The sequence below is a fragment of the Nocardia acidivorans NBRC 108247 genome (genome assembly GCF_001625085.1).
In the GTDB taxonomy this organism is placed as follows: Bacteria; Actinomycetota; Actinomycetes; order Mycobacteriales; family Mycobacteriaceae; genus Nocardia; species Nocardia acidivorans.
Window position 1 is genome coordinate 21,350 of record NZ_BDAW01000089.1, and the last position, 6,436, is coordinate 27,785.

8 protein-coding genes are annotated in these 6,436 nt (G+C 66.1%); 2 read left to right on the forward strand and 6 right to left on the reverse strand.

Annotated elements, in window-relative coordinates:
• Positions 1-78: 78 nt before the first annotated feature.
• From NA10_RS30705 to NA10_RS30715, 3 genes are all read right to left on the reverse strand, one after another.
• Positions 79-927, reverse strand: a complete 849-nt coding sequence (locus NA10_RS30705) for a tetratricopeptide repeat protein (protein ID WP_067574194.1) — start codon at positions 925-927, stop codon at positions 79-81.
• A gap of 58 nt (positions 928-985) precedes the next feature.
• The gene (locus NA10_RS30710; RefSeq protein ID WP_084515502.1) at positions 986-1,357 is read right to left on the reverse strand and encodes a DUF3817 domain-containing protein; all 372 of its coding nucleotides are present in this window, start codon (positions 1,355-1,357) and stop codon (positions 986-988) included.
• A 218-nt stretch (positions 1,358-1,575) separates the two neighbouring features.
• Positions 1,576-2,757 (reverse strand): acetyl-CoA C-acetyltransferase, encoded by a 1,182-nt coding sequence (locus NA10_RS30715; protein ID WP_067574196.1) that lies wholly within the window; start codon positions 2,755-2,757, stop codon positions 1,576-1,578.
• A 114-nt stretch (positions 2,758-2,871) separates the two neighbouring features.
• On the opposite strand from NA10_RS30715, the gene mce reads away from it, so the two are divergent.
• Positions 2,872-3,342, forward strand: coding sequence for a methylmalonyl-CoA epimerase (mce, locus tag NA10_RS30720; RefSeq protein ID WP_245678046.1), 471 nt, complete (start codon positions 2,872-2,874; stop codon positions 3,340-3,342).
• A gap of 86 nt (positions 3,343-3,428) precedes the next feature.
• Complete coding sequence (locus tag NA10_RS30725; protein ID WP_067574197.1) at positions 3,429-4,397, forward strand: coiled-coil domain-containing protein; 969 nt, start codon at positions 3,429-3,431, stop codon at positions 4,395-4,397.
• A 157-nt stretch (positions 4,398-4,554) separates the two neighbouring features.
• On the opposite strand, the gene NA10_RS30730 is transcribed toward NA10_RS30725, so the two are convergent.
• From NA10_RS30730 to NA10_RS30740, 3 genes are read right to left on the reverse strand one after another with little or no spacing between them, the layout of a single operon-like run.
• Positions 4,555-4,860: an Rv1322 family protein gene (locus NA10_RS30730; RefSeq protein ID WP_067574198.1), complete on the reverse strand. Its 306-nt coding sequence runs from the start codon at positions 4,858-4,860 to the stop codon at positions 4,555-4,557.
• Positions 4,861-4,871: 11 nt separating this feature from the next.
• Positions 4,872-5,552: an endonuclease NucS gene (gene nucS / locus NA10_RS30735; protein ID WP_067574199.1), complete on the reverse strand. Its 681-nt coding sequence runs from the start codon at positions 5,550-5,552 to the stop codon at positions 4,872-4,874.
• Between the two features lie 33 nt (positions 5,553-5,585).
• Positions 5,586-6,290: a rhomboid-like protein gene (locus tag NA10_RS30740; RefSeq protein ID WP_067574200.1), complete on the reverse strand. Its 705-nt coding sequence runs from the start codon at positions 6,288-6,290 to the stop codon at positions 5,586-5,588.
• Between the last annotated feature and the right edge of the window lie 146 nt (positions 6,291-6,436).

The window sequence follows — 6,436 nt, forward strand, 5'->3', positions numbered from 1 at the left end:
CCGGAGAGCCGGCGCACCGGTGAAAAAGACTGCGCCCCTGCCACACTCGTGGCAGGGGCGCAGCGCGTTGGATAGGTGTCAGTACAGGGCGGCGGCCAGCTTGCGGCGCGCGGCGACAATGATCGGCTCCGCCGGATCGAACAGCTCGAACAACTCCAGCAGATGCGTGCGCACCCGGGTGCGATCATCACCGGCGGTGCGCTTGATCAGCGCGATCAACCGGTCGAACGCCGCCTGCGGCTCCTGATTGAACATCTCCAGATCCGAGGCCGCCAGCGCGGCATCCAGATCGGCCGGATCGGCGTCGGCCTTGGCGATCGTGGCCGGATCGATCTCTTGCACGCGGGCGATGAACTGCACCTGCCGCAGCGCCGCCTTGGCCTCCGCATTCGCCGGCTCGGCATTCAGGATGGCCTTGTACGCGGCCTCGGCGGTGGCGAAATCGCCACGCTCCAAAGCTTCCTCGGCCGCGACGAAGCGCGGATCCTCCGGCGCCTCCGCCTCGCCCTCGGCCTCGCCGACACCGGGCAGCTTGCCGCGCACCGCGTCCACCACCGCGGACAGCCACTGCCGCACCTGCGCCTCGGGCTGATTACCGGTGAAATCCGCCAGCGGCTGGCCGGCCGCCACCGCCACCACCGTGGGAATGCCCTGCACACCGAAGGCCTGGGCGATACGCATATTCTGCTCGGCCTCGATGGTGGCCAGCTCCCACTCGCCGCCGTTGTCCTGGGACAACTGCTCGAGCAGCTTCACCAATTCGATGCTGCCCGGGCTGCGCTGCGAATACAGCGCCACCACCACCGGCACCTGGGTGGAACGGCGCAGCACCTTGGTCTCGAAATCGGCCTCGGTGACCGCATGGTCGCCGGGCACATCCGTCACCGGCTGCTGCTTCAGGCTGGACAGGTCCACCGCGCCGGACATTGCGGCGGCAGCGGCGGCTGAGGGGCGTCGCGCGGGTCGAGTCACGATTTCCAGTCTGTCACGAACGGGCGGCGGCGGGAGCCGCGGCCTCACTCAATTCGCCGAGTTGACCGCTGCGGATGACCCAGCGCTCGAAGAACACCGACGCGAAAGGCACCACCGTGGAGAACAATCCGAGCAGGGTGGTCTTGCCGGGCCACTCGAACTCACGCGAAGCCAGCAGCACGCTGAACGCGTACGCCAGGAAAATCACGCCGTGCAGCATGCCGAAAACCATGACCGGCCACTTGATCGGCTGATCGGCGATACCCAGCGCATCCGCGCGCTTGAGCACCGAACCCAGCAGCAGCAGCGCCCAGCTGGGGGCCTCCAGAATGCCGAAGAACCGAACCCGCCGCGCGACCGTACTCAGGTCGAAGAAGTCACCCATGCCCACCATTCTGCCGGATGGTCTACGACACACTGTCGTGGATCCGGTCACACGCGCCCTTCGAGCGCGCGGAGAAGGTTGCCGGGGCGTTCCCCCGCAAACCACCAGAAGGAGGGAAAGACTTCGGGTGCGAGCGGGAGACCCTTCCCGTCATCCCGGCATGCTTTTGGCCGGGATCCACACCTTCGGGTGGGAACCCGGCCACTTGCCGAAGGCGCTCAGGCGACGCGGATGATCAGGGCGTCACCCTGACCGCCGCCGCCGCACAGCGCGGCCGCGCCGACACCGCCGCCGCGGCGCTTCAGCTCGAGCGCTAGGTGCAGCAGGATGCGGGCGCCGGACATACCCAGCGGGTGGCCGATGGCGATGGCGCCGCCATTGACATTCACCTTCTCCGGGTCGATGCCGAGCTTGCGGGTGGAGGCGATGCCGACCGCGGCGAACGCCTCGTTGATCTCCACCAGATCCAAATCTGCGGGCGAGATGCCTTCGCGGGCACAGGCTTTGGCGATCGCATTGGCGGGCTGATCCTGCAGGGTGGAGTCCGGACCGGCGACCACGCCGGCCGCGCCGATCTCGGCGATCCACGAAAGGCCAAGGGACTCGGCCTTTTCCTTGCTCATCACGACCACCGCGGCGGCGCCGTCGGAGATCTGCGAGGCCGAACCCGCGGTGATGGTGCCGTCCTTGCGGAACGCCGGGCGCAGCTTGCCGAGCGATTCGACGGTGGTGTCGGCGCGAATGCCCTCATCGGCGTTGAAGTACACCGGATCACCCTTGCGCTGCGGAATCGCCACGGGCACAACCTCTTCGTCGAAGACGCCGTTCTTCCACGCGGCGGCGGCCTTCTGATGCGAGGCGGCCGCGAAGGCGTCCTGCTCCTCGCGGCTGACCGTCTCGGTGTCGTTCTTCTGCTCGGTGAGCAGGCCCATGGCCTGATCGGTGAAGACATCGTGCAGACCGTCGTACGCCATATGGTCGCGCAGCGTCACATCGCCGTACTTGAAGCCCTCGCGACTCTTCTCCAGCATATGCGGCGCGCGGGTCATGGATTCCTGGCCACCGGCCACCACGATCTCGTACTCACCGGCGCGAATCAGCTGATCCGCCAAGGCAATCGCGTTGATGCCGGACAGGCAGACCTTGTTCAGCGTGAGCGCCGGGACATCCATCGGGATACCCGCGGCGGCCGCGGCCTGCCGGGCCGGGATCTGCCCCGCGCCCGCGGTGAGCACCTGGCCCATGATCACGTAGTCGACCTGGTCCGGGGCGACGCCACCCTTCTCCAGAGCCGCCTTGATGGCGATACCGCCCAGATCGGAGCCGCTGAAATCCTTCAGCGATCCCAGCAGCCGCCCCACCGGGGTGCGCGCACCGGAGACGATCACGGTGGTCGTCACGATTGACCTCACTTACGTCGAATGTCGTGGCCCCGCCAACCATCGGAGCCCCTACCCGAGGGTAACCCGACCGACCTCTGCGCCCTTGCGCAGGTGCGCGCTACCGTTCGAAGGGTGAGCAACACCGAGAACACCGAATTCATCCCCGCCGAATACATCACCGCCATCGACCATGTCGGTATCGCCGTCCCCGATCTCGATACGGCTGTCGCTTGGTACCGGGACAATCTCGGGATGGTGGAGGCACATCGCGAGATCAATGAGGCGCAGGCCGTGCACGAGGCCATGCTGTCCTATGCGGGCGCTCCGGCGGGCACCGTTGCCCTGCAGTTGCTGGCTCCGTTGAACGAAACCTCCACCATCGCAAAGTTCATCGACCGAAACGGGCCTGGCCTGCAGCAGCTCGCCTACCGGGTCACCGATATCGAGGCGGTCTCCGCGTTTCTGCGTTCACGGGGCTTGCGTTTGCTGTACGACGCCCCCCGCACCGGAACAGCGAGTTCGCGCATCAACTTCATCCACCCGAAGGATGCTGGCGGTGTGCTGGTCGAACTCGTCGAACCGGCCGCGAAAACTACCCACTAGTACCGAGATCAGCGACCCTAAAGAGGCTGTAACAACATTCGCGGTCGGGTCACCATCAGTGGTCACCAGGCTGTAGTTTGTGTGCCATGTCGTCCACTGAGCCCGATCGTAATCGCTTCGTTGCACTGCCCTTTACCGTCGTGCGGAAGGGCTATGACCGTGACGAGGTGCGTAACTACTTCGACCGTTTCGATGCCGAGCTAAGGGTCACCGCGACCGATCGCGATGCCGCCGCGGCCCAGGCGCGCAACCTGGCGGCCCAGTTGGAGGACGCCCGCGACGAGATCGACGAGCTCCGTAAGGAGGTCGACCGCCTCTCCGTGCCGCCGACCACCGCGGAAGGCATGTCGGACCGCATCTCTCGCATGCTGCGCCTGGCCTCCGACGAAGCATCCGAGGTCCGCGCGCAGGCCCAGGCCGAGGCCGCCGAAATGATCTCGATCGCCGAACAGCAGGCGACCGAGATGCGCGGTAAGTACGAATCGCTCCTCTCGGAAACCAAGGAGAAGCGCGAGGCGCTCGAAATCGAATTCGAGCAGACCCTCGCCAACGCCCGCTCCGAAGCCAACAAGATCGTCGAGGCCGCCAACGCCGAAGCCGATCGCCTCACCAAGGAGTCCGAGGCCAAGCGCAAGGCCGCGCAGCAGGACTTCGAGGTCACCATGGCCGAGCGCCGCACCAAGCTCACCCGCGCCATGGAGGAGCTGGAGGCCACCTCGCGCGCCGAGGCCGCCCAGCGCATCAAGGACGCCACGGACGAGGCCAACCGCCTCATCTCCTCGGCGACCAACACCGCCGATCGAAAGATCGCACACGCCAAGGAACTCGCCGAGGAAATGCGGGTCCTGCGCGGTCGCGTGCTGGCCCAGCTGCTCGGCATCCGCGGTCAGCTCGATTCGGTGCCGGCCATGCTCGCCGCCGTCAACCGCGAAAGCGAACTCCTCGACGGCGCGCCCGAACAGCGCTCGCTCAACAAGAGCAACCGCAAGGCCATCGACACCCGTGAAGACGACGCCGTCGACGAAGAGCGCGAGAACGCCGACATCTCCGGCTAGCACCCACCCGGGCGACACCCGCACACCTGAAGGCCGCTCCCATTCCGGGAGCGGCCTTCCCTATTGATCGGCCTCGTCATCCCGGCATGCTCGCGGCCGGGATCCGCCGTCTACCGATGGATCCCGGCCAAAAGCGCGCCGGGACGACGGGGCAGTCCTATGACCAGCGGCGGGTGATGCCCCGGGTGTGACGGCCCTTCCAGCAGCCCGTGTGCCAGTGGCGGCGGTCTTCCTCACCACCGTGCGCGGGCCACGCCACGACATGGGCTACGCCGGGCGGGATTTCGTGATCGCAGCCGGGACACCGGTAGTACTTGGTGGCCCGGGTGCCCGCGATGGCGCGAACCATGTACGTTTCGCCGCCGGGGCCGTCCTCGGTACGACCGAAGACGTCACCGATCGGGCGCTGGCCCGGCTGGGACCGCGCCTGAGAGCCCTTGGGGCGAGGTTTCCGGCGGGGCATGACCCACCACCCTAGAACAGCCGGAATTCGTCGCTGTCGGTGCCGCGTAGGGCGTTGTAGTCCAGTGTCAGGCAGCGGATTCCACGGTCGTTGGCGAGCACCTTGGCCTGCGGCTTGATCTGCTGAGCCGCGAAGACGCCCGCGACCGGAGCCAGTAGCGGATCGCGATTGAGCAGTTCGAGATAGCGGGTCAACTGCTCCACACCGTCGATCTCACCGCGGCGCTTGATCTCCACCGCCACGGTCGCACCGTCCGCATCACGGCACAGGATGTCCACCGGGCCGATCGCGGTCATGTACTCGCGGCGGATGAGCGAATAACCCGCGCCGAGGGTTTCGATGTGTTCGGCCAGCAACTCCTGCAGATGCGCCTCGACACCGTCCTTCACCAGACCCGGATCAATGCCCAGCTCATGCTTGGAATCGTGCTCGATCTCCTCGACGGTGATCCGCAATTCCTCACCGGCTTTATTCGTGACCACCCAAAGCTGTTGTGCCGTCTCCGATTCCGGGGCACGCTCCGCCAACCAGCAGGGCGGGCTCATCCAGTTCAACGGCTTGTAGGAACCGCCGTCGGAATGCACCAGCACCGACCCATCCGCCTTCACCATGAGCAGGCGACGGGCCATGGGGAGATGGGCAGTCAGACGACCGACGTAATCGACCTGGCAACGAGCAATCACAAGGCGCACCCAAGCACTCTAGGGGACGGCCGAATTCGCGGATTAACCGACCAGCATGATGTAACCGAGCGCGGAGGCCGCGGCCAGCAGGACGCCCTCCCAGGTATTCAGCTTCGGCAATTCGGTCCGGCCACGGCGCAGCACCCGATAACCGGCCAGCAGACCGATCGAAAACGCGACCAGGTGACCGACATTGGTGAAGGTGCGGCCCATCGCCACCCCGGCCACCGCGACCATCAGCCAGGTGATCGCCCAGGTGGGCTTCCACCGGGACGGAACCAGGGCGATGAACGCGCCGATCAAAGCCATTGCGCCATAACTGACACCGACATCGGAGACCTTGGTGACCTCCTGCGGCAGCCAATTCGCCGACACCGCCACCCACAGGCCCAGCGCCACCAAGACGGTCGCGCCGAGATGACCGACGATGAAGATGCGCAGCAGGCGCAGCGCACCGAATTTCAGCTCCGCGAGCGCCAGCAGACAGGCCAGCAGCGGAATGATCACCGCGGCGCTCCGCAGATCATCGATGACGAAGGCGCTGGAGAAGAGCGTGCCGAGATGACCGCGCAGCAGATTGCTCAGATTCGTACTGGCGTGCAGGACCACCCGTGTCTGGGTGGCCTCGGAGAGAATCGACAGCAGCACCGTCACCGAAATCAGCAGGGCCGCATATCCGTAGGTGACCGGCAGGAACAGGCGGCGCCAACCGGTGCGAGTGGCCGCGGTCTGCTCAACGATCACCATCAATGCTCTCCTGTCCGTCGGTGCCCACCTTCCATGATCCACGGCACCGCTCCGTACAGACTACGAGTTCCTCGAGAACATGCTGTTAAACGGCGAAAATCACCGGGAAACGAAGAAGGCCCCCAGCTTGCGCTGGGGGCCTTCGC